The following is a 23,116-nucleotide window of genomic DNA, read 5'->3' as shown; positions in this document are numbered from 1 at the left end:
GGTCATCGAGACACACCAACAATCTGCTAAGACTGCCTTTTATCAAACATACGCTAAATAGTTCGAGATGCAGGAAGGCGGCAAGTGAATGAGTCCCGATGAGCTTACATGAGTCAGTGATTCGGGTGATTGAACGTAGCCAACATACATGCAGCTTGAAGTATGACGGGTATAAGATGAGAATGCGAATCATGAGCATTATTATTTACAGTAAACCTGATTGTGTCCAGTGCAATGCAACCTATCGCGCTTTCGATAAACAAGGGATCGCTTATCAGGTTGTTGATTTAACTGAAGACTCACAGGCTTTAAATCACATTAAATCTCTTGGTTATCAGCAGGTTCCAGTCATTATTTCTGGTGATGACCATTGGTCTGGCTTCCGCCCAGACAAAATAAGTGCATTGGTTCAGTCGGTCAGTGCCTGATGAGGGCAAAAAAATGAATCCGTTGGTGTATTTCTCTAGTTCTTCGGAGAACACCCACCGCTTTGTCGGAAAGCTGGAGCTACCGGCAATACGTATTCCCATTGCGGGGGCGCGGGAAAAGCTACGAATGGAGCAGCCCTATATTTTGTTAGTACCCAGTTATGGTGGAGGCAGCCCGGTCGGCGCTGTGCCTATTCAGGTGATTAGGTTTCTCAATGATCCCCATAACCGTTCATTGATTCGCGGTGTGATTGCTGCGGGTAACACTAATTTTGGCGACGCCTATTGCCTGGCGGGGAAAATTATTTCCCAAAAATGTCAGGTTCCTTATCTGTATCGCTTTGAACTACTGGGTACAGCAGAAGATGTGGCAAACGTGCGCAAGGGAGTAACTGAATTTTGGCTACGACAGAACTGAGAATCACCGATTCATCCAGCAGTGAACTTGACTATCACTCACTGAATGCGATGTTGAACCTCTATGATGCCGATGGGCGTATCCAGTTTGATAAAGACCGCCTGGCTGCAAGGCAATATTTCTTGCAACACGTGAATCAAAACACGGTGTTCTTCCATAATTTACAGGAAAAACTCGATTATCTGGTGGAAGAAGGATACTACGAGAAAGAAGTGCTGGAAAAGTATGACTTCAGCTTTATCAAGAGCTTATTCCAGCAAGCTTATAGCAAAAAGTTTCGCTTCCCGACCTTCCTTGGCGCGTTTAAGTACTACACCGGCTATACCCTGAAAACCTTTGATGGTAAACGCTATCTGGAGCGCTATGAAGACCGTGTTTGTATGGTTGCTCTGACATTAGCTGCAGGCAATCAGCAAGTTGCGCGAGATTTAGTCGAAGAGATCATTACTGGCCGCTTCCAACCCGCCACGCCAACCTTCCTCAATTGCGGCAAGAAACAGCGCGGTGAGTTAGTCTCCTGCTTCCTGCTGCGCATTGAAGACAATATGGAGTCCATTGGTCGTTCCATTAACTCGGCACTGCAATTATCTAAACGTGGCGGCGGTGTCGCTTTCCTGCTGACTAATATCCGCGAAGTCGGTGCGCCGATTAAACGCATTGAAAATCAGTCATCTGGCGTCATCCCTATCATGAAAATGTTGGAAGATGCTTTTTCCTATGCTAATCAACTGGGCGCACGCCAAGGGGCCGGGGCGGTCTATCTCCATGCTCACCATCCGGATATTTTGCGTTTTCTCGACACAAAACGCGAAAATGCCGATGAAAAAATACGGATTAAAACTCTGTCACTGGGTGTGGTTATCCCCGATATTACTTTTGAGTTGGCAAAGAATAATGAAGAAATGTACCTGTTTTCGCCTTATGACGTAGAACAGGTTTACGGCGTTCCTCTGTCTGAAATCAGTGTCAGTGAAAAATACCGCGAGATGGTCGATGATAAGCGCATCCGTAAAAGCAAAATTAAAGCGCGCGAGTTTTTCCAGATACTGGCAGAGATCCAATTTGAGTCCGGTTATCCCTATATGATGTTTGAGGATACTGTGAACCGGGCCAACCCGATCAAAGGCCGGATTAATATGAGTAACCTGTGCTCGGAAATTTTGCAGGTTAATTCACCAACAGAATACAACGACGACCTTAGCTATCGCCATATCGGGAAGGATATCTCCTGTAACCTTGGCTCACTGAATATAGCCCACACCATGGATTCACCAGACTTTGGTAAATCGATAGAAACCGCCATTCGCGGGCTGACGGCAGTCTCTGATATGAGCAATATCCGCTCAGTGCCATCAATTGAAAAAGGTAATCACGAGTCTCATGCTATTGGCCTCGGGCAGATGAATCTGCACGGCTATCTGGCACGCGAACGTATTTTCTATGGATCAGAAGAAGCACTGGATTTCACCAATATCTATTTCTACACCGTGGCATATCACGCTATCCGCGCCTCCAACCAGTTGGCGATAGAACGCGGTAGTCATTTTAAAGGTTTTGACCAATCGAGTTATGCTTCTGGTCACTATTTCACCAAATATATTGAGGAAAGCTGGCAACCTAAAACAGCTAAAGTGAGTGCGCTATTTGCCCAAGCAGGTATTTCCGTTCCGGATCAACAAGATTGGGCAGCACTGCGCCAGTCCGTGATGGAGCACGGGATTTATAATCAGAACTTACAGGCGGTGCCCCCGACTGGATCTATTTCATATATCAATCACTCGACCTCCAGCATCCACCCGATTGTCTCTCCAATCGAGATCCGCAAAGAAGGCAAGATTGGCCGGGTATATTATCCAGCGCCTTACATGACCAACGATAATCTTGAATATTATCAGGATGCTTATCAAATCGGGCCGGAGAAAATCATCGATACCTATGCCGAAGCGACCCAGCATGTCGATCAGGGGCTATCACTGACCTTGTTTTTCCGCGATACCGCCACTACCCGCGATATCAATAAAGCGCAGATATATGCTTGGAAGAAAGGGATTAAAACTATTTATTACATTCGACTACGTCAGATGGCGCTTGAAGGGACGGAAGTTGAAGGCTGTGTTTCCTGCTCGCTGTAATTATTTAGGGTATGAGCTGTGCTGAATTAATCAGATCGGATCGAGGAATTAATCACATGAGTACAACAAAAACGATAAAACACGTTAGTGCCATCAATTGGAATAAAATTGAAGACGATAAAGACCTGGAAGTATGGAACCGCCTGACGGCTAACTTTTGGTTACCGGAAAAAGTCCCGCTATCAAATGATATTCCTTCTTGGGCCAAACTAACGGCTGATGAGCAGCAACTGACTATTCGGGTTTTTACCGGGCTGACATTGCTCGATACTATTCAAAATACGCTGGGTGCACCGGCGCTGATTAAAGACGCCATTACCCCCCATGAGGAAGCGGTATTTTCCAATATCAGCTTTATGGAAGCCGTGCACGCACGCTCTTATAGCTCCATATTCTCTACCCTGTGTATGACATCGGATGTGGACGAGGCTTATCGCTGGAGTGAGGAGAATGGCCCGCTGCAAAAGAAAGCCGATATTATCCTTCAGCATTATAATAATGACGACCCACTGAAGAAGAAAATTGCCAGTGTATTTTTGGAATCATTTCTATTCTATTCCGGATTCTATTTACCTATGTATTGGTCAAGCCGCGCCAGATTAACTAATACCGCAGATCTTATTCGGCTGATTATTCGCGACGAGGCAGTTCATGGCTATTATATCGGCTATAAATTCCAGAAAGGATTGGAGAAAGTAGATAATAATCGACGTCAGGAAATAAAGAATTTCGCTTTCGATTTGTTGCAGGACTTATATGACAATGAAGTGCACTATACAGAGAGCCTATATGATGGAGTTGGCTGGACAGAAGATGTGAAAAAGTTTCTCCATTACAATGCAAATAAAGCATTAATGAATTTGGGTTATGAAGCCCTATTCCCTGCCAGTCAGGCTAATGTCAACCCAGCCATTTTGGCTGCATTATCGCCCAACGCTGATGAAAATCACGATTTCTTCTCTGGATCAGGTTCGTCATATGTGATCGGTAAAGCGGTCAATACTGAGGACGAAGACTGGGATTTCTAAACCTCCCGACTCAAAAAAACTCCCCTTTTCGCTAATATAACAAAGGGGAGCCATCCCTTTCTGGCGACCCGAACAAGATGGCCGGATTGCCCCAGCCAAATCTAAAAATTCATCTTAACCCCCATTTGGCTACAGGCCAGAGTATCAGGGGGATTCAGCGTTTTCATTGCAGGAAATGCATTCTCAACAATATAGAAAATATATTGTCTATATATGTGCAATATTCACACTATTAACACTCAAATTAGCCATTAGATTCATTATCAATATTAGCCAATTTATCTAAAGTAAAAAACCACAGTATTAACGCAAGTAAATTAACAAGTTAAAAAGCTATATATTGGAACGAGGACTATTACAGAAATGATTATAGGAACATTGAGGGTTGTCTCAGATTCTCATTGTGTTAGGGTATATGGCGCTCTATTTTTTCATCAGGATAATATTGATCGAATAAACATAATTCAAAATTGACAAAGGAATACACCAGCTGCATGGCAATTAAACTCGAAGTAAAGAACTTATATAAAATATTTGGTGAGCATCCAGAACGGGCTTTTAAACTGCTTCAATCAGGTAAGAATAAAGAGCAGATATTTGCCAAAACTGGTTTGTCCGTTGGCGTTAAAGATGCCAATCTGGCCATTGAAGAAGGCGAGATATTCGTCATCATGGGGTTATCCGGTTCCGGTAAATCCACCCTGGTACGCCTTCTCAATCGTCTGATAGAACCCACTCGTGGTGAAGTGCTTATCGACGGCGAAGATATTGCCAAAATATCTGATAGTGCCCTGCGCACCGTACGCCGAAATAAGATAAGCATGGTCTTCCAATCCTTTGCATTAATGCCTCATCTGAATGTGCTCGATAACACGGCATTTGGCATGGAGTTAGCTGGCGTGCCGCAAGCGGAACGTCATGAAAAAGCCTTGGAAGCATTACGTCAGGTGAGTTTAGAAAGCTACGCTCATTCTTATCCCGACGAGCTGTCAGGTGGTATGCGTCAGCGCGTAGGTTTAGCCCGCGCTATGGCCAATAACCCCGATATCCTATTAATGGATGAAGCCTTTTCAGCACTCGACCCATTAATTCGTACGGAAATGCAGGATGAATTGGTCAAACTACAGGCCAAGCATCAACGCACTATCGTCTTTATCTCTCATGATCTGGATGAAGCCATGCGTATCGGCGATCGCATTGCCATTATGCAAGGCGGCGAAGTGGTACAAGTCGGTACACCGGATGAGATACTTAATAATCCGGCAAATGACTATGTGCGCACCTTCTTCCGTGGTGTCGACATCAGCCACGTATTTAGTGCCAAGGATATCGCACGTCGTCGCCCGGTATCCTTGATCCGCAAAACACCGGGTTTCGGCCCTCGTTCAGCGTTAAAACTGCTTCAGGATGAAGACCGCGATTACGGCTATGTGCTGGAGCGCGGGCAGAAGTTTATTGGCGTGGTATCGATAGATTCACTGAAAAAAGCATTGGCAGAGAACCAATCACTGGATAGTGCCTTATTGGCTGATCCAGCACCGGTTCCGGCGGATATGCCCCTCAGTGAACTGATTTCACTGGTTGCACAAGCTCCGTGCGCGGTTCCTGTAGTCGGTGAAGACAACAACTATATCGGTATTATTTCCAAAGCCATGCTGTTGCAGGCCTTAGATAAGGAGACGCCAAATGAGTGATCAAATCCAAAACAGCATGACCATAGACAGCAACCCATGGGCGACTGATGCCGCAACGTCAGCAGCACCGGTCGCGACCGACTCTGCGACTCAGACCTTGTCAGCCGCTGCTGACCCTTGGGGAGCGAGTATGGCCCAGGGTAGCCATGCCGCAGGCAGCGCGAGCCATGAGGTTGCTTCTCAGGCCGTACAGAGCCAAGCCGCACAAAGTACCGATTGGCTAAATAGCGCTCCGGCAGCAGCGCCTGAGCATTTTAGTCTGATGGACCCGTTCCATAACACTTGGGTGCCACTGGATTCGTGGGTTACCCAAGGTATTGATTGGGTGGTGCTACATTTCCGCCCGCTGTTCCAAGGCATTCGTGTGCCGGTTGATTTCATTCTCAGTGGCTTTCAACACTTATTGCTGGGCATGCCAGCACCGGTGGCGATTCTGGTTTTCGCATTAATCGCCTGGCAGTTCTCTACCTTGGGGATGGGGGTGGCAACCTTGGTTTCCCTGATTGCCATCGGCGCGATTGGTGCATGGTCGCAAGCTATGGTGACACTGGCACTGGTTCTGACTTCGCTGTTCTTCTGTATCCTTATCGGGCTACCGCTCGGGATATGGTTGGCGCGCAGTAATAACGCTGCACGAATTATTCGGCCTTTACTCGATGCGATGCAAACCACGCCAGCCTTCGTCTATCTGGTACCCATTGTCATGCTGTTTGGTATTGGTAATGTCCCGGGTGTCGTGGTGACCATTATCTTTGCCCTGCCGCCCATTGTTCGCCTGACTATTCTGGGTATTAAGCAAGTACCAGAAGACCTCATCGAGGCAGCGGAATCCTTCGGCGCGAATCCACGCCAGATGCTCTTTAAGGTGCAATTACCACTGGCGATGCCAACTATCATGGCCGGTGTTAATCAGACCTTAATGCTCGCATTGTCGATGGTTGTTATTGCTTCAATGATTGCCGTCGGTGGGTTGGGCCAGATGGTGCTGCGCGGTATTGGTCGCCTTGATATGGGGCTAGCCGCTGTCGGTGGTGTTGGTATCGTGATTCTGGCGATTATCCTTGACCGCCTGACCCAATCATTGGGCCGTGACCGTCGTAGCAAAGGCGTTGGCCGTTGGTATGCCACTGGTCCTATTGGGCTCATCACCAAACCATTTAGAAACACTAAATAACGTCAACTTATTACGCTCAATATCATCCCCAAAGTCATTGGCACTGCGGCAAGGCAGCAAGCGAGTAAATCCCGATGAGCTTACATCAGTAAGTGATTCGGGTGCGTGAACGCCGCTAACACAGCGGCAGTGTCAAGGACGAAGGGGATAAGGGGAAAATTATGCGAACGACTCGAATCTTGGCCCTGGCCCTCACCACACTGATAAGCACTCAGTTATCCGCCGCAGAATTGCCAGGCAAAGGTATCACTGTCCAACCGCTGCAAAGCACCATTTCGGAAGAAACCTTCCAGACCTCGCTGGTCAATAAAGCGCTAGAGAAGCTCGGTTACGACGTCCAGCCAACCAAAGAAGTTGACTATAATGTCGCTTACTCTTCTATTGCCGCAGGTGATGCGACTTACCTGGCCGTAAACTGGGAGCCGCTACATAATGATCAATACGCAGCCGCAGGTGGCGATGCCAAATTCTACCGTCAGGGTAACTTCATTGAAGGGCTGGCACAGGGCTATTTGATCGATAAAAAAACTGCTGATAAATATCATATTACGAATATTGAGCAGCTAAAAGATCCAAAAATTGCAAAATTGTTTGATGCCAATAACGACGGTAAAGCGGATCTCACCGGCTGTAATCCAGGCTGGGGTTGTGAAGCTCCGATTAACCACCAGATCCAAGCCTATGGCCTCAGCGATACGGTAACCCACAATCAGGGTAACTATGCCGCCATGATTGCCGATACCATCACGCGCTACAAAGAAGGCAAGCCAATACTGTATTACACCTGGACGCCATATTGGGTCAGTGACGTGCTGGTTCCCGGCCGCGATGTGGTGTGGTTACAAGTGCCATTCTCTTCCCTGCCGGATAAAACTATCGACACGCAGCTTTCTAACGGTGCTAACTACGGCTTCCCACCGAGTGTGATGCATATCGTTGCCAACAAAAAATGGGCTGAAGCTAACCCTGCTGCCGCCAAGCTGTTCTCCATCATGAAATTATCAATTAATGATGTGAATGCTCAGAATATGCGGATGCATGCCGGTGAATCATCAGATGCCGATATCGAACGTCATGTGAATGGTTGGATCCAAGCTCATCAGGCAACCTTTGATGGCTGGGTGAAAACAGCCTCTGAAGCGGGTAATACGAAAGCTACGCAGTAAATTCTAAATGGGTTTATTGATGGGGGAGTTCTATTATTTTGCCCCCTGCGGCTTCAAGTGCCAAGGGTATACCCAAAGTAATTGGAGTTGCAGGTAGGCAGCAAGCGAATGCATCCCAATGAACTTACTCAAGTAAGTGATTTGGGTAAGTGAGCGTAGCTAACACCCCTGCGGCTTCAAATACAAAGGGTATAGATACAACGAAGCCCTGAGTTAGCAATAACTCAGGGCTTCTGAATGTTGGCGGTGCGGACGGGACTCGAACCCGCGACCCCCGGCGTGACAGGCCGGTATTCTAACCGACTGAACTACCGCACCACGCTGCTGTTCCGGTTAAGAACGAGTGGGATATTACGTATGCAATACAATCTCGTCAACACTTTTCCCCGTAAAACAAGCCGTTTGCACAGTTTTTCATCTGGATGTCACTTTATTCAGCGTTTGTACTATTTCTCTGCGTTTATGCTGTCGTCCGTCTCTAGTGGCATACGCCATAGGCAGCTACCGCCCTTTTTCATCACCAAATCCAGACGTGACTCATGAGCGGCTAACTCATCTTCAGCGGCATAAATTATTTTCAGCCCCGATGCTGGCCGGATAATACGCTGAATATCGTCTGAGGAATTATTCTGCGACTGATCACCTTCCATTGAGAAAGAAAGTGACGTCTGCCCGCCTGTCATCGCCAGATAAACTTCTGACAGGATTTCGGCATCGAGTAACGCGCCGTGCAATGTTCGCTTGGTATTATCTATCTGATAGCGATCGCACAGGGCATCAAGGTTATTTCGCTTGCCAGGGAACAAGCGGCGCGCCAGTAACAGGCTATCCGTGATGGTACAGAAGGTTTCGGTTTTCGGAATGTCCTGCTGCAACATTCGAAATTCGTAATCCATAAAGCCGATATCAAACGCCGCGTTATGGATGACTAGCTCAGCGCCGCGGATAAACTCGATAAACTCCGGTGCAATATCCGCAAATGTGGGCTTATCAGCTAAAAACTCGTCGCTGATACCATGAACCCCGTAAGCCTCCGGATCGACCAAACGGTCAGGTTTGATATAAACATGGAAATTTCTGCCGGTCAGACGACGGTTGATCACTTCAACTGCGCCGATTTCAATAATCTTATGGCCTTCATAATGAACGCCCAGCTTATTCATACCGGTAGTTTCAGTATCCAGAACAATCTGTCTGGTCGGTGTAACTTGCATATTGCCAGTGCTCATAGCGCTCGTTTATGTCAGACTTAACTTTTAATCAGATAGGAAGAGTCTACCAGAGATGACTAAACAGGTAGAAATTTTCACCGACGGATCTTGCCTTGGCAATCCAGGCCCCGGTGGTTACGGCGCAATTTTGCGTTACAAACAGCATGAAAAAACCTTTAGCGCTGGCTATTTCCTGACAACAAACAATCGCATGGAACTAATGGCTGCTATCGTGGCACTGGAAGCGTTGACCTCACCTTGCGAAGTCACTCTTAGCACTGACAGCCAATATGTGCGCCAGGGGATTACTCAGTGGATTCATAACTGGAAAAAGCGCGACTGGAAAACCACCGACCGCAAACCGGTGCGTAATGTCGATTTATGGCAACGACTGGATCTGGCTATTCAGACGCATAAAATACAATGGGAATGGGTAAAAGGCCATGCAGGACATCCGGAAAATGAGCGTTGTGATGAACTGGCCCGTGAAGGCGCAAACTCACCGACGTTAGAAGATACCGGTTATAACCCCAATTAACCTTTCAACCATAATGTGACTGCACCATCAAGGTTGATCACGATAGCTTTTCGTTGCCCCAACAGCTCGGCTGAACCACGGTTTACGGGCGCCGAACTTCATCGGATTAAACGTTAACGGAATAGTGCGTTTGCGGGCAACAATCAAGCTGACACACCCCAACGCCGGCAGATGGGTGCTAATAAAGCGCCCACCTTCTCTATGCCACGGCAAGACATGAAAGCGCGACAAATATAAAACTTCATAATTTAATAAACTTAGCCAATCCAATAAACGCATCTGAGTAAACATGCGGCTAACATGGGGTTGCCGCTGGCGCAATAACGGCACCAACTTCCCTGCCCCTAAAAGGCTCATTGGATTAAAATTGCTAATAACCAACCAGCCGTCATCAATCAGTACCCGATCCACCTCGCGTAAAATGCGGTGCGGATCAGCAGCATAGGCTAAAGTATGGGACAGTAAGCAAGCATCCACCGATTTTTCAGCAAAAGGTAACTGATATGGGCTGGCAAGCACCTGCATATTTTTGCCCTGCTCCCCCACATTTACCTGATGGGAGATAGCGCATTTATCGCTGGCGATTTCGGCACTCAAATGGCCTATCTTCAGTAAGTGGAAACCAAAGAATTTCGGCCACCAGGGCTGCAACTGCAGTTCAATTGCCGCACGATAATACTCTCCCCAAGGTAACTCAGCCCAAGATGCGGGCGCATCGATCTTTTGGCGTGTTTGTGCTGGTTTCATGTTTTAACGTCTTCTTTCAAACTGTTGCCAATAAAAGAGGTATCTAATGAATCTTATCAGCATTCCAGCATTTCAAGACAATTACATTTGGCTATTGGCGGACACACAAAAGCACTGTGTCATTGTTGACCCCGGTGAGTCAGCCCCCGTGCTGGCCGCACTGAGTCAAGGCCAGTACCTTCCTCAGGCCATATTATTAACCCATCATCATAACGATCACGTTGGGGGTGTCGCTGATTTGCGCCGCCATTTCCCCGAAATTCCAGTCTATGGGCCACAAGAAACTGCAAATAAAGGCGCGACAATTATTGTCAATGGGGGAGATAACCTGAGCATTGGCGGCAGAAACTACCAGGTTATTGCCGTTCCCGGTCACACCCTTGGACATATCGCATACTACAGCAAACCTTATCTTTTCTGTGGTGATACGCTGTTTTCCGCCGGCTGCGGTAGGCTATTTGAGGCCACTCCGGCGCAAATGTACGCGTCGATTCAACAGCTCGCACAACTCCCTGACGAAACCTTAATTTGCAGCGCGCATGAATATACTCTCGCAAATCTTAAGTTTGCCCGTTTTATTCTGCCCTCAGATCAAGACATTGCTACATATCAGCAGAAAATCATGCAATTACGAGCAAAAAACCAACCTAGCTTACCCGTAAAATTGCAAACTGAGCGGAAAATTAATGTTTTCTTACGTTGCAATGACATTGATTTACAAAGAAAAATAGGTGTAATGTCTCCACCAGACTCACTTGTCTCAGTTTTTTTCGAATTACGTGCACAGAAAGACCGCTTCTGAGCTTTTAGTTGTGTTTTTTATCGAAGCAAAGTATGATTGGTCGTCTTTTAAGCAACTACATTGACACACACATGAAGACCAAAGCGATATTTCTCGCCTCAGTCTTGCTTGTCGGGTGCCAGACGTCCAAGGTGGGCGTTCAGGCTCCTGTACAACATGCACAGAGTTTGTCTTCGGCAGGTCAAGAGAGTGAAGCAGGAGAGTACACAAATAGCGCCCGAGTGGGCAGCGCGCGATGGCTAGATAGTGATAGTGGCCTCGCGCAGCAAGATTTGTGGAACTTCATTAGCGACGAGCTGAAGATGAAGGTTCCGGAAAATTCTCGGATCCGTGAACAGAAGCAAAAATACTTAAAAAATAAGAGCTATCTCCACGATGTAACATTACGGGCAGAGCCGTACATGTACCTGATAGTCGAGCAGATTAAGAAACGTAAGATGCCGATGGAATTGGTACTGCTACCCATAGTGGAGAGCGCTTTTGATCCACACGCGACATCATCCGCCAACGCCGCAGGGCTGTGGCAGATAGTGCCAAGTACCGGTCGAAATTATGGCTTGAAACAAAACCAATGGTATGACGGCCGCAGAGATGTGGTGGCTTCTACCAAAGCAGCGCTTGATATGATGGAGCGCCTGAACAAGATGTTTGACGGTGACTGGTTGTTAACAGTCGCGGCTTATAACAGCGGTGAAGGCAGAGTCATGCAAGCGGTGAAAGCAAATAAGGCAAAGGGTAAACCGACGAACTTTTGGGCGTTGTCGCTTCCTCGTGAAACGTCAATTTATGTCCCAAAAATGCTGGCCTTGGGGGATTTAATCAAGAACAGCAAAAAGTACGGTATAAACTTGCCTGATACTGACAAAGACCGTGCACTAGCGCGAGTTGATGTTGGTCAGCAGATAGAGCTAACTCAGGCGGCTGAGATGGCGGGGATGTCACTAACAAAGTTGAAATCCTTTAACTCTGGGTATAAGCGCAATGTAACGGCACCCACTGGACACGGTCCTCGTTATATTATGTTGCCGAAAGCCCATGCTGAGCAGCTTAAAGATTCATTGGCAGATACTGATATTGCCGCCGTTCAACCAACCAAGTTGGCACTGAACAGCACAAAATCAGCATCAAGTTCGCAGTATAAAGTTCGCCCGGGCGATACCTTATCTACGATTGCCAAGCGGTTGAATATCAAGACCAGCGATTTGCAGAGTTGGAACAACTTAAGTACCAAGAGTACCTTAAAAGTTGGGCAAACCCTGCAACTGGCAAGCAATACAACCAGTAGCAACAGCATCACCTATCAGGTTCGTAAAGGTGATTCATTTGCCAGTATTGCCAAGCGTCACGGTGTAAACACCGACGATGTGATGCGATGGAATTCGGTAGTCAGCAAAGCTAATAAATTGCTGCCAGGTTTGAAATTGACGCTGTTCGTTAACGGCAAATCAACCCCGGACGCATAAAGTCAGAATCGCTATTAACGCTGTTAAAAAGCACCCTTCGGGGTGCTTTTTTTATGGCTGGAACTCAACCAAAAGTGGATTGTGATCCGAGGCTCGTGTCACTAATACTGAAGCATCTGCCAGAGTAAGACCGCAATAAAATACAAAATCGAGAGGTCTGCCAAAAGCACGGCTGCGATTATCGGTACTAAACTCAACTTCTTTCAGACCCAAACCTTGGGCAAAACGCTGTAAAGCATTAACCCGCTGTCGACTCCAAGCATTGAAGTCTCCTGCTAAAATAACCGGGCCACGGTGCATCGCAATTTGTTCACCAATCGGCTCTAACTGTTTACTATAAACATCAACACCCAAACTAAAATTCACTGCGTGAATGTTCACAACCATCAACAAGCGGCCATCATGAATAGGATATACAGTAATTAAGGCAGACTTAGACAAACGCAGCAGTGGCTCCCGTTCTCTCAGTGGACAACAGTAGACTGGGTGAGTAGCCGCTAATGTCATCACCCCTGAGGGGTGTTGAGGCAATGCAAACGCAGGAACCTGATCAGCCGCCTGATAATGAGACGTAGCAAACCTCACCAACTCGGGTGTTGTTTGTGCTTCTTGCAGTAGCATCAGTTGAGCATCGCGCCCGAACTCTTTAAGCACAGATAACCATTGCGACCGCTGCTGCTTAAAGATATTCCACACCATTACACGCAGAAATTCAGTTGTCGGCAATGGTGCGCCTGGCGGTAACCCTTGCCCCAATTGTTTAGCTGAGCCAGGGAAAATCTGTTCAACCGGTTGACCTGCAACATACCGCATTGCATATGTTCGTTTCGGCACTTTAATGGCCTATTCCTTATTCGAAATCACTCTGGTTTATAAGATAACCGCAGCGTGTAGTTCACTGATTATACGCTCAGATGTTTCGGTCAGTAATGTCTTTTGCCCATGTTATCTTTTTGATATTGGGATACTCAGGGATAGATTCAATCTATGTTGTTCATAATTCACTAATAAGGTCTCTATGAACAAAAAAACCGAGGATAATGATAAAGTGCCCGTATCAGTAAAAATAGCCAGATCATAAAAACACCGTACTTCTTTTGTTAAAACAAGCGTCCCTGATGGCCCGGACGTTTTACTTTTCTACCTGCCCTCACCTTGGAAAATCGAGGTATGAGCCCACAATCTATATGCGAGCTGAAAATGAAAAGCTGAAAGTAGAGTTAGCTGATAGCCACCTGATTTGAGTGTTTTTTATCTAGCTTACCGCTTAACCTCATCAAGAGTAATGCAGCAACAACGATTATCCCACCAAATCCATGCGAGTCACGGCCTGCCCCCAAGAATTGATCCTAACGCAATTCCTATGCTAAATGCTGCACGATTCAAACCAGAGGCGACATCAACAGTATGTGGTGTAGATTCCTCTGCCTCTTGCATCACATAAACCTATAAACTTGGGACATGACCAAAGGCAAAAGCCCTTATAATCAGTAATATGATCAGCGCCGCCTGTACCTTGAAGGTAATGGTATTACCTGCCTGTCAGATTTTATGATCCAGCTAGATCTGTAATGTGGGGATTGGGTACCGAGACTACGAGAACAGACTTTGCCACTCGCAATGCCGATTAATGCTGTGTATTACAGTGACCCGGTAGCCAGCAATCGGCTGAGCTGTTTCATTGATTTTATCCATCAATGTCTAATATCGACGAATCCGACAAAATAGAAACCACCTCAGACGAAGTAGCTTCGTCAGTACTTAATCTAAAGTTAATCCCACTTTGGTGCTAAACCATCAGGGCTTACCAGCCGTTCGCCACGATCTAACGTAGCGATCAGCGCCATATCTTCTGCGCTCAGCTGTATATCCCGAGCCAACAGATTGCTGGCTAAATTAGCCACTTTGGTTGATGAAGGAATAACACTGTAACCCAATTGCATCGCCCAGCTTAAAATGACTTGTGCAGGTGTCGCACCGTGCTGCTCAGCAATTTTCTTAATAACCGGCTCTTCTAATGCCTTGCTATAAGCCAGCGTCATATAAGAAGTGATTGCAATACCATTTTGCTGAGCAAACTCAACAACCTTGCGGTTTTGCAGCAATGGAGATAACTCAATTTGGTTAGTCGCTATAGCTTGAGCGCTGACCGCAGCTATAGCCTGCTTCATTAAATCAATAGTGAAGTTAGAGATACCAATCTGACGGGTTAATCCCAACTCTTTGGCTTTCATCAACTCAGCCATAAATTCAGCAACAGGCACTTCATCATTTGGCGATGGCCAGTGAATTAATGTCAGATCCACATAATCGGTTTTCAGCTTCTGCAAACTCTCTTGCAGGCTGGGAATTAATTTCCCTTGTGCTAAGTTTGCAATCCAGATCTTAGTGGTGATGAATAGTTCGTCACGTTTAACACCGCTTTCTGCGATAGCCTGACCAACTGCGGCCTCATTTTCATATATCTGTGCTGTATCGATTGCCCGATAGCCCAATGTTAATGCCTGGCTCACCGAATCAATAACAACTTGATCTTGTAGGCGAAAAGTTCCTAAACCGAATGCAGGTACGCTCATTGTAATTCCTCATTTTGAAGGGAGTTGATTTGTATCGAGGTTAATATGCTGTCGGGCAAAAAAACCATTGGTGTAAAAAGCTGGCAGCCACCGGGAAGCAAGTAACTCCGCTTCCCGGTAAAAATCTGAAGTGATTATGCCAAGAGTTTTATTGCCAAAAAATGCCACATTCAACACAATACTTTTGATAAAAAATCAACAATAAGGAAATTAATGATGACTATGGCCAGCGACGGATCACCAAAGACGTATTGATGCCACCAAAGGCAAAGTTATTGGTCTGGAAGAATTCAGTATCAATATAGCGCCCCTCCCCCATCAGATAATCCAGATCACCGCAGGCAGGATCTGGATCTGTTAGGTTAATGGTAGGTGCGAAGCGCCCAGCCCTCATCATTTCCAGACTCATCCAGGCTTCAAGAGCCCCGCAAGCTCCCAAGGTATGACCGAAATAACTTTTCAGAGATGAAATTGGCGTCCGATTACCAAAAACAGTAGCCGTAGCCTGACTTTCTGCAATATCCCCACGCTCTGTCGCTGTACCATGAGCACTGATATATCCGATATCAGCCGCCGCCAATCCCGCACTTAGCAAGGCTTTTTCAATGCAAATTTGCATGGTCTCTTTTTGCGGCTGAGTAATATGACTGGCATCGCAGTTAGTGTAAAAACCCATGATTTCACCATAAATTGTGGCACCACGTGCTTGCGCATGCTCCAATTCTTCCAGGATCAGCGTGCCGGCGCCTTCACCTATAACTAAACCATCGCGCTGACGATCAAAAGGTCTTGGTGATAACTTTGGCGAATCATTTAGCTGGCTGGTCGCAAACAATGTATCAAATACTGCCGCTTCAGAAGGGCACAGTTCCTCAGCCCCGCCCGCTACCATCACCTTTTGGTAACCATGACGAATAGCCTCATAGGCATACCCGATTGCCTGACTACCGGAAGTACAAGCACTTGAGGTAGGGATAACTCGCCCACGCAAGCCAAAAAACAACCCGGTATTGACCGCCGCGGTATGTGGCATCATTTGTACATAGGTCGTACCGGTAATATTATTGGTATGCTTTTCAGTCAGCATGGTGGCAAATTCACTGACCGGCTTGGTGCTGCCCGTTGAAGATCCATAGGCAATTCCCGTATTACCATTGGTTAGCACATCTTCCCCGATCAGCCCCGCTTGCTCCAACGCCAGCTCAGTCGCACGAGTCGCCAACAGCGATACCCGCCCCATTGAGCGAATCCTCTTGCGGGTGTAGTGCTCGGGTATTATGAAATCATTAATCGGCGCGCCTAAATGCGTATTCAGCCCCTGATACTCTTCCCACTGCGGCATATACTGCACCGCGTTTTCGCCCGCATAAATACGTGCCGAGATATCAGCCCAACTGTTACCAAAGGCGGTAACGCCACTCATGCCAGTAATCACAACTCGATTGGTGGCAACCATTCTGCTGCTCATACCATTCCTCCATTGATTGAAATCACCTGACGAGTAACGTACCCAGCAATATCTGACATCAGATAGCTGGCTAATCCAGCCACTTCTTCAGCCTCTCCCATCCGTTTAAGGGGGATCATGCGCATCGCTTCTTCCAGAGCTATTGGCTCCATATTGATCATTCCGGTATCAATCAATCCAGGGGCAATACAATTCACGGTAATTTTGCGTTTCGCCAACTCTAGAGCCAGAGCTTTGCAAGCTCCGATAACTCCAGCTTTAGCCGCACTGTAATTCACCTGGCCGCGATTCCCCACCACCCCCGAAACGGAGGAAAGCGCAATAATTCGCCCGCCTTTACGCAAACCGATCATGGGCATCACACAGGGATGTAAGACGTTGTAGAAACTGTCCAGATTGGTATGAATAACACCATCCCAATCCTCTTCCGTTAGTGCAGGGAAAGCGCCATCGCGGGTAATACCGGCATTGTTTACTACGCCGTAGTAGCCACCATAAGTCGCGATATCCTGCTCCAGAACATCTTTGCACTGTTGCCTGGCACTAATATCAAAACAAATTAAGCGCCCTTCACCACCAGCATCAATAACCTGCCCCAAAGTCGCCTCAGCGCCAGCAACATCTCGGTGATAATGCACAACAACTAAAAAACCATCTGCTGCCAGACGAAGAGCGATAGCTCGCCCTATCCCTTTACTGGCCCCAGTGACTAAAACAGAACGCTTCATGCACTATTCCCCAATGTAAGTTTTTTTATTTCTTCGGCATCAGGCTGATAAGTATTTAACCTACCGCAAGCGACCTGCTTTCCTGCAATGCTGATACTGCACTCAAAACTGCCAATTTTTTCATCTTGTAAGATTAAATGAATACAGACCTGAAGCTCACTGCCAGCCGGGAATACGGCAAGCTCACAACTGATGGCCCGCCCCCCCAACAACATTCCGATAGTCGGTGGCACTGCTTGTTGCAAACCGTGCCAGCCACGCCAGACACCAATAGTTTGTGCCATTAATTCGATAGCAAACCAGTTGGGTAGACAACCATAAGCATCAAGGAAGGGGCCGAGAACGCTATCTTTAGAGACAGTAACTCGACACTCTGCATTGCTCTCCCCTACAGCATGAACTTCATCTAACATCACCATAGGTGATTGGTGTGGTAAGTAGTACTCAGCAGAATGCATCATCTGCCAGCCCCTAATATCAAACACGCGTTGTTACCACCAAAAGCGAATGAGTTAGACAAAATAACCGGTGTCTTGAGCATTGCTGGCCCAGTGACCAAATTAATCTCGGCCAAAGTTATATCTCGAGATCCTTGAGAAAAATCTTGTCTTGGTAGCGGTAAGGAATGACTTAGCATCAGCCAACTTAGTGCGGCCTCAGTTGCCCCTGCGGCACCTAAAGTATGTCCGGTAAGATGCTTAGTTGAACTACAGAGGGTCTGATGACCAAATACCCGATTTACGACCAGTGCTTCAACCTGATCATTTAAACGAGTCGCCGTACCATGCAGATTAATATACCCCACATCAGTGGGCTGCAATCCGGCCTGACTTAATGCCATTTTGATGGCCTGTTCCGCACCGCGTCCTTCGGGATGAGGAGCAGACATATGCCAGGCATCCGAGGACTCTCCCACCCCTAATAGGGCTACAGGGGAAGGTTCGCGTGATAATAAAATTAATGCTGCCGCCTCACCAACGTTGATCCCTTTACGTTCTGCTGCAAAAGGAATACAGCGATCAGCCGACAATGATTCAAGACTGTGAAAACCGTTGATGGGCATACGGCACAAGCTATCTGCACCGCCAACTATCGCTGCATCAACCATCCCGGATTCTATCAAGCGCTTGCCACTAATAATTGCCCTCACGCTCGAAGAACAAGCCGTGGATACGGTATAACTCGGGCCGGTTAAACCTAGATAGCGAGTGAGGAAGATGCTGGGATCACCTAACTCTTGCTGTTGGTAATGATATCCCGCAGGAAACTCACCTGAGCCGGATTGATATTCCCTGACCGCCCGTTCCCCTTCGAAAATACCGGAAGTGCTGGTTCCCATAATCACGGCAACTCGTGATGCACCATAGCGGGCGATACATGCGGTAATTTCAGGTTGAATTTGCAACAAGGCAGCCATCAATAGTCGGTTGTTACGGCTATTGTGTAGCGCGAGTTGTTCCGGTAATAGAGGTAACTCAGAATCAACCGCGCCCAACCAAATAGGTGAATCATCCAAGAGCCAACCCGACCGGGGAGCCATTCCAGGGGCCAGTCCGGCACAGAGGTTATCCTTCACTTCAGATAACGAAGCCCCCAGGGCATTGACCATCCCAACGGCGGAAAAATAGACCATCGTCGCTAGCCCTCCACATTTTGGATAGTAATACGATAGTGAAACACAAACTGCTCGATAGCTATTGGCTTACGGATACCGCCTGACATTTGGTAGCTAATCTCTGTCACTACCTGCCCCTTATCATCGTATAACCTGCGTTTATCTCCCTCATCCACCAGCCGCCAATTTGTCGGTAATAACGCAAGCCATGATGCAACAGGCCAATAGCTCAACATAATATCGGCAAGAACCTGATTAGCAGGGGGTAATCCAACAATTTTTATTGTTTGTTCTAAATGAATCCCCTGCTTGTCATAGGCTACTTTAAACAAGCGGATACCCAGAGGAGATAGCCCAACCAAGGTTAAGCGCTGCCCATCAGCGTGGAGGAGAACTAATAATGACTGCTGTTTTCCCTGTGCTGTTGCAGTCAATAGCTGCTGCTGATCAATGGGCTCAACTATGATCGGTTGTGGTAAATCTACCCTCACTCCCGGTTTAAGCCAGGCTTTAGGCTGTGTTTGGTCCGGTGAGCTTACACACCCCACAATCAACAACGCTAAAACGACTAATATCCCACTCCGTTTATCGATCACGGATGCTCTCCTTTTGGCTTGGGTAGCGCTAAAGGCGCTAATAAAAAGGCGGTAAATACACCACTGCTCAGCACAATGCCAAAGCTGCTGATGGCTTGGGTATGACTGAATACCAACATGCCAAAGGTCAATTGAGTCGTGAATACGGCCATAAAGATGGCAAACATTGATGTGCTTGGCGTTCCACGGGGGTTGGTGAAGAACAAGGTGTAATTGATGCCAATCCCCAGCACCAATATCAATGCCAATAGAGAGAAGAGATTCAATGAATGTCCAGTGAGAGAAAGCACGGCCAGCCCCATTCCCAATGACAGTATCGTGGGAGTGACACAATACAAGCCTCGACTGAGGCCGAATCGCCAACAATAGACCACAGCGATAACAACCACCGCAATCAATAACAGCCATGATAAATAAGCACGATAAAGAGAGAATAGCGCGTTGAATTCCGTTTTCCTGTCAACCCAGGTTATCCCCTGTACTGATTTGGCCAACTGCTGTAACGCGACAGGATTAGTGACACCACTTACAGGGAGCAGCATCGCTGTTCGCCCATCAGGTAATGAGAGCCAAAGCAATCGCCACCCTTCACTCACCACAGAGTCAAGCCATTGAGGTGGAGTGACCCACATTGTCGAGCTACCCTCTGTAGGCAATTCAGGCAAAGAAACACTCATACCAGCCTGTTGTAGTTTTTCGATAATTGTTGGGGTTGCTTGCTTAAGTAGTGCTAGATTTTGTTGTTGTCTAAGTAGTGAAGGTAATGGCAATACTCGATAACTTTCAATCCATCCTGCTTTTTTAGCCTGTGATAGATAAGGAGAGAATTGTTCTAAGCGTTGTAATGCTTGTTCAGGATTATCACCATAAACAACAAACCATTTTTGGTCACTGTGTTGCCCCGTAAGTGCAGCAATACGCTGTTCCTGCTGTTGGAACTCAGGCGGCATTGCCTGCAATTCACTGATATCATCATTCACTTGCAATGTAGCTAACCCAATGATAATAAAAATAATAATCAAAATAGGAAAGCCCAGTCGCAATACTCGATTACATTGCCAACTCTTTAACCACAGATGAATCAGTTTTAAGCTCGGTACCGGACGAACCGGTAAACGCTTAGCTAATATCGGATACCAGCACATCACTGTGATACAAGCAGCAGTCAGTCCTGCGGAAGCAAAAACAGCCAACTGCTGTAATCCGGGGAAAGGTGCGATGAGCAAAATCAGATAAGCTATCACGGTAGTCAATAGTGCCATTGACAGTGCCGGGAACAGTTTCCTCAAACTCGCAAGCGGTGTCGTCTGGCCGCCATGCGCCATACGGTCAGTCAAATAGTAAAGGGTATAATCCGCTGAAATACCGATGATACTGGCACTCAATACCAGAGTCATAACATGGACTTCACCAAAAATAAGTAGCGTGGCAACCGTCCCTGCTAATGCCCCGATGGTTACAGAGAGAAGGCATAAACCCAGTGGCAATAATGATTTGAACATGAGAAGGATCAGCAGGAATACTCCAGCGACAGATATCAAACCAATGGTCGAAATATCACTTTCAGCCTGCTGACTGGCGTAATTACTGTAAAAAATAGTGCCTCGTTCCAACACTTCAGTGCCAGGCCAACGTTGGTGAAGTTGTTGCTTTAATTCAGCCAATGAATCCACAGTGCTGCGCGCACTAGTCATATCATAAGATGAAGCGCGTAATTCTCCGTGAATCAAATACCATTGGCGGCCATGACTGTCTTTAGCCACCAACCAACCCTTATTTAGGCTTAATGTGCCGCTATTTTGTTGTTGTGCAAGTTGTGAGCCGCGTATCAGCAGCAAGGGGTCATTCTTTAATTCTTTACCGCTCACCCCGGCAAATGCCGAATAAGTTTGCCCAAGTATCCATTGTGCTTGAGCATCGCCGCCGTGGCTTAAACGCAGGCGTGTCGCATCATCCAGCAATACATTACGATGCTGAAAGAAAAAAACACCCCATTCCTGTTGCCGCTGAGCAGTCATTTCACCACTGACTTGCTGTAGCGCTGGCATTTTTTGTAACTGCTTTAACCACCAGTTCACCGGCGCTAATGTGTCATTCTCCGGGCTGACCAACCATACTAATTGGCGATCAAGGCGTTGGTTAAACCCCGCAGTCAGCTCAGCGGGAACACCTGCCAGCTCTTGTTTCGGCAACAACGCCAGAACACTGCTATTCATCTGACTACGGGGGATTAACCAGAGCAATGTTGCCAGCAATAGCAGGCAGATAAGTAACCAGCCGATAGCCAGTTTTCGATGGCAATCAGTGCGCAAAAAGCTGCTGTTCGGCATGGCTCAGTGTCTTAGGCTCAGTTAATTGGTTGAAAAAACGGATATGAGTTCCATCTCCCTGCATATCTTCTATATCAATCGTTTCCAGAAAATATTGACCATGCAAAGTGATGGATTTAAATAACTTATCCAATGGTGTCGTTTTCGGAGTCAGTACCAATACCCAACGGTCTTGGCCACTATCGGTAAAGGTTAACGTAAAATTTTGCTCCAGAACTGATGTATCAGCATGGAACAATGCAGTTAATAAATGATTAAACTGGAACATTTGAGGATTACTGTCCGCAGTAATCACTTGTGAAGGCTGGCCATCCATGGTTTGTACCATCCGCTTGTCATCTAACAACAGCGTCAGAACAAAAGGTTTCTGCTGTGACCACCAAAGCCCTTTCTCACGAGAAATAAGTAGGCTACCGCTTGATTTTAAAGGTTTATCCATACCACTTATGCTACGTTGCTGTTCAAAATCGGCACGCAGTACCGGTTGCTCCCCAAATCGCTGTTGCAGTGATGTCAGTGTCACTGCATGGGTAGTGACACTGAGGCAAAGTAGTATGGTTGCCAGAATAGATTTCATAGAGTGATACCCATTTTCTCTAACAGCACCGCTGGCGAAACAAAATTCATTTCTTTTGTCGACGCCTTAACAGCAACCTGAATGGTATATCCCGTTGTCATGCGCTTGCCGCTGGCGGCATCATAAATCTGGTATCCAATACGTAAGCGATTTTCATATTCTTCGATGGAAGCACAAATATGAATGCGCTGCTCAAATTCCAGCGGAGCAATGTATTTCACTCGCGTGTCAACTATCGGCCATACATAGCCTGAGGCCTGCATCTCCCGATAGCCATAGTCGATTTGATTCAGTAATGCCTCTCGGGCAATTTCAAAATAACGGAAATAATTGCCGTGCCAAACTACCCCCATAGGATCGATATCATGGAAAGGGATGTTATGGACTATCCGGGTAGCAAAACGCGGGTCATCGGGTAAATTCAT

At 46.9% G+C, this 23,116-nt stretch carries 22 protein-coding genes, 1 tRNA gene and 2 pseudogenes; 11 read left to right on the top strand and 14 right to left on the bottom strand.

Going from position 1 to position 23,116, the window contains the following annotated elements; translation table 11 throughout:
- Positions 1-191 precede the first annotated feature (191 nt).
- The 7 genes from nrdH (at position 192) to proX (ending at position 8,040) form a co-directional block, all read left to right on the top strand.
- Positions 192-428, top strand: a complete 237-nt coding sequence (nrdH, locus tag ACF3VQ_RS04825) for a glutaredoxin-like protein NrdH (protein ID WP_392433623.1) — start codon at positions 192-194, stop codon at positions 426-428.
- 13 nt (positions 429-441) lie between these two features.
- The gene (gene nrdI / locus ACF3VQ_RS04820) at positions 442-846 is read left to right on the top strand and encodes a class Ib ribonucleoside-diphosphate reductase assembly flavoprotein NrdI (protein ID WP_392433622.1); all 405 of its coding nucleotides are present in this window, start codon (positions 442-444) and stop codon (positions 844-846) included.
- Positions 828-2,978 (top strand): class 1b ribonucleoside-diphosphate reductase subunit alpha, encoded by a 2,151-nt coding sequence (nrdE, locus tag ACF3VQ_RS04815; protein WP_392433621.1) that lies wholly within the window; start codon positions 828-830, stop codon positions 2,976-2,978. The genes nrdI and nrdE overlap by 19 nt, the downstream gene beginning before the upstream one ends.
- Positions 2,979-3,034: 56 nt before the next feature.
- A complete protein-coding gene (gene nrdF, locus ACF3VQ_RS04810; protein ID WP_392433620.1) occupies positions 3,035-4,006 on the top strand; it encodes a class 1b ribonucleoside-diphosphate reductase subunit beta in 972 nt (323 codons plus the stop codon).
- A 494-nt stretch (positions 4,007-4,500) separates the two neighbouring features.
- Entirely contained in the window at positions 4,501-5,700 is a 1,200-nt protein-coding gene (gene proV / locus ACF3VQ_RS04805; RefSeq protein ID WP_392433619.1) for a glycine betaine/L-proline ABC transporter ATP-binding protein ProV, read from the top strand.
- Positions 5,693-6,874 (top strand): glycine betaine/L-proline ABC transporter permease ProW, encoded by a 1,182-nt coding sequence (proW, locus tag ACF3VQ_RS04800; RefSeq protein WP_392433618.1) that lies wholly within the window; start codon positions 5,693-5,695, stop codon positions 6,872-6,874. The genes proV and proW overlap by 8 nt, the downstream gene beginning before the upstream one ends.
- Positions 6,875-7,035: 161 nt before the next feature.
- Positions 7,036-8,040, top strand: coding sequence for a glycine betaine/L-proline ABC transporter substrate-binding protein ProX (gene proX, locus ACF3VQ_RS04795; RefSeq protein ID WP_392433617.1), 1,005 nt, complete (start codon positions 7,036-7,038; stop codon positions 8,038-8,040).
- A 241-nt stretch (positions 8,041-8,281) separates the two neighbouring features.
- Here proX and ACF3VQ_RS04790 read toward each other — a convergent pair.
- Positions 8,282-8,358: transfer RNA gene (locus tag ACF3VQ_RS04790), tRNA-Asp, on the bottom strand.
- 128 nt (positions 8,359-8,486) lie between these two features.
- Complete coding sequence (gene dnaQ / locus ACF3VQ_RS04785) at positions 8,487-9,254, bottom strand: DNA polymerase III subunit epsilon (RefSeq protein WP_392435445.1); 768 nt, start codon at positions 9,252-9,254, stop codon at positions 8,487-8,489.
- A gap of 70 nt (positions 9,255-9,324) precedes the next feature.
- Between dnaQ and rnhA the strand changes: the two genes are divergently transcribed.
- Positions 9,325-9,789, top strand: a complete 465-nt coding sequence (gene rnhA, locus ACF3VQ_RS04780) for a ribonuclease HI (protein WP_392433616.1) — start codon at positions 9,325-9,327, stop codon at positions 9,787-9,789.
- A 27-nt stretch (positions 9,790-9,816) separates the two neighbouring features.
- On the opposite strand, the gene ACF3VQ_RS04775 is transcribed toward rnhA, so the two are convergent.
- Positions 9,817-10,536, bottom strand: a complete 720-nt coding sequence (locus tag ACF3VQ_RS04775; protein ID WP_392433615.1) for a class I SAM-dependent methyltransferase — start codon at positions 10,534-10,536, stop codon at positions 9,817-9,819.
- Between the two features lie 46 nt (positions 10,537-10,582).
- Between ACF3VQ_RS04775 and gloB the strand changes: the two genes are divergently transcribed.
- Together gloB and mltD are read left to right on the top strand one after the other, a co-directional pair.
- Positions 10,583-11,338, top strand: a complete 756-nt coding sequence (gene gloB, locus ACF3VQ_RS04770; protein ID WP_392433614.1) for a hydroxyacylglutathione hydrolase — start codon at positions 10,583-10,585, stop codon at positions 11,336-11,338.
- 71 nt (positions 11,339-11,409) lie between these two features.
- A complete protein-coding gene (mltD, locus tag ACF3VQ_RS04765; RefSeq protein WP_392433613.1) occupies positions 11,410-12,801 on the top strand; it encodes a murein transglycosylase D in 1,392 nt (463 codons plus the stop codon).
- Positions 12,802-12,852: 51 nt separating this feature from the next.
- On the opposite strand, the gene ACF3VQ_RS04760 is transcribed toward mltD, so the two are convergent.
- Positions 12,853-13,635: an endonuclease/exonuclease/phosphatase family protein gene (locus tag ACF3VQ_RS04760; RefSeq protein ID WP_392433612.1), complete on the bottom strand. Its 783-nt coding sequence runs from the start codon at positions 13,633-13,635 to the stop codon at positions 12,853-12,855.
- A gap of 386 nt (positions 13,636-14,021) precedes the next feature.
- Positions 14,022-14,310: pseudogene (locus tag ACF3VQ_RS04755) on the bottom strand (MFS sugar transporter); the annotation flags it as partial.
- Between ACF3VQ_RS04755 and ACF3VQ_RS04750 the strand changes: the two are divergent.
- Positions 14,302-14,529 (top strand): annotated as a pseudogene (locus ACF3VQ_RS04750) (LysR family transcriptional regulator); the annotation flags it as partial. The pseudogenes ACF3VQ_RS04755 and ACF3VQ_RS04750 sit on opposite strands and share 9 nt — an antisense overlap.
- 44 nt (positions 14,530-14,573) lie before the next feature.
- Here ACF3VQ_RS04750 and dkgB read toward each other — a convergent pair.
- The 9 genes from dkgB to ACF3VQ_RS04705 form a co-directional block, all read right to left on the bottom strand.
- Positions 14,574-15,377 carry a 2,5-didehydrogluconate reductase DkgB gene (gene dkgB / locus ACF3VQ_RS04745; protein WP_392433611.1) on the bottom strand — a complete coding sequence of 268 codons (804 nt, stop codon included), beginning with the start codon at positions 15,375-15,377 and terminating at the stop codon, positions 14,574-14,576.
- Positions 15,378-15,597: 220 nt separating this feature from the next.
- The gene (locus ACF3VQ_RS04740; protein ID WP_392435444.1) at positions 15,598-16,833 is read right to left on the bottom strand and encodes a beta-ketoacyl-ACP synthase; all 1,236 of its coding nucleotides are present in this window, start codon (positions 16,831-16,833) and stop codon (positions 15,598-15,600) included.
- An 8-nt stretch (positions 16,834-16,841) separates the two neighbouring features.
- A complete protein-coding gene (locus ACF3VQ_RS04735; RefSeq protein WP_392433610.1) occupies positions 16,842-17,573 on the bottom strand; it encodes a 3-ketoacyl-ACP reductase FabG2 in 732 nt (243 codons plus the stop codon).
- Positions 17,570-18,034 carry a 3-hydroxy-fatty acyl-ACP dehydratase gene (locus ACF3VQ_RS04730; RefSeq protein WP_392433609.1) on the bottom strand — a complete coding sequence of 155 codons (465 nt, stop codon included), beginning with the start codon at positions 18,032-18,034 and terminating at the stop codon, positions 17,570-17,572. Before ACF3VQ_RS04730 ends, ACF3VQ_RS04735 begins: the two co-directional genes overlap by 4 nt.
- A complete protein-coding gene (locus ACF3VQ_RS04725) occupies positions 18,031-19,206 on the bottom strand; it encodes a beta-ketoacyl-[acyl-carrier-protein] synthase family protein (protein ID WP_392433608.1) in 1,176 nt (391 codons plus the stop codon). Before ACF3VQ_RS04725 ends, ACF3VQ_RS04730 begins: the two co-directional genes overlap by 4 nt.
- A gap of 5 nt (positions 19,207-19,211) precedes the next feature.
- Positions 19,212-19,784, bottom strand: coding sequence for a DUF3261 domain-containing protein (locus tag ACF3VQ_RS04720; protein WP_392433607.1), 573 nt, complete (start codon positions 19,782-19,784; stop codon positions 19,212-19,214).
- Positions 19,781-22,114 carry an MMPL family transporter gene (locus ACF3VQ_RS04715; protein ID WP_392433606.1) on the bottom strand — a complete coding sequence of 778 codons (2,334 nt, stop codon included), beginning with the start codon at positions 22,112-22,114 and terminating at the stop codon, positions 19,781-19,783. Before ACF3VQ_RS04715 ends, ACF3VQ_RS04720 begins: the two co-directional genes overlap by 4 nt.
- On the bottom strand, positions 22,086-22,691 hold the full coding sequence (locus tag ACF3VQ_RS04710) for an outer membrane lipoprotein carrier protein LolA (protein WP_392433605.1): 606 nt from the start codon (positions 22,689-22,691) through the stop codon (positions 22,086-22,088). Before ACF3VQ_RS04710 ends, ACF3VQ_RS04715 begins: the two co-directional genes overlap by 29 nt.
- The gene (locus tag ACF3VQ_RS04705; RefSeq protein ID WP_005173101.1) at positions 22,688-23,116 is read right to left on the bottom strand and encodes a thioesterase family protein; all 429 of its coding nucleotides are present in this window, start codon (positions 23,114-23,116) and stop codon (positions 22,688-22,690) included. The genes ACF3VQ_RS04710 and ACF3VQ_RS04705 overlap by 4 nt, the downstream gene beginning before the upstream one ends.

It is taken from the genome of Yersinia fenwicki, from assembly GCF_043099325.1.
In the GTDB taxonomy this organism is placed as follows: Bacteria; Pseudomonadota; Gammaproteobacteria; order Enterobacterales; family Enterobacteriaceae; genus Yersinia.
The sequence above is the reverse complement of the archived record's forward strand: the minus strand, read 5'-3'. Positions and strand labels throughout refer to the sequence as shown.